Origin of the sequence: Lyngbya aestuarii BL J, from assembly GCF_000478195.2 — a bacterium.
Classification (GTDB): Bacteria; Cyanobacteriota; Cyanobacteriia; order Cyanobacteriales; family Microcoleaceae; genus Capilliphycus; species Capilliphycus aestuarii.
The window spans coordinates 1-362 of record NZ_AUZM01000391.1; the positions used below are offsets into that span (position 1 = coordinate 1).

A 362-nucleotide genomic window follows, 5' to 3' on the forward strand; every position below is an offset into this window, starting at 1 on the left:
ATAGCTAAGGAACGTTGGTAGAGGGGTTCGGCTTCATCGTAGCGTCCTTGGTCACGGTATAGTAATGCCAAACCGTTGAGGCTGAGTGCGACATCGGGATGGTTTTCTCCTAAAGTTTTCTCCCAGATAGCTAAGGAACGTTGATGGAGGGGTTCGGCTTCATCGTAGCGTCCTTGGGACTTGTAGAGGTTTGCCAAGTTGTTGAGGCTGGTGGCGACATCGGGATGATTTTCTCCCAGGGCTTTCTCCCAAATAGCTAAGGAACGTTTGTAGAGGGGTTCGGCTTCATCGTAGCGTCCTTGGGAACGGTAGAGTGATGCCAAGTTGTTGAGACTGGTGGCAACACGAGGATGGTTTTCTCC

General features: G+C 51.1%; 1 protein-coding gene. It reads right to left on the reverse strand.

The genetic code is table 11. From position 1 onward, the window contains the following. On the reverse strand, positions 1–362 hold a 362-nt coding region (locus tag M595_RS28655; RefSeq protein ID WP_023070042.1), incomplete at both ends, for a tetratricopeptide repeat protein.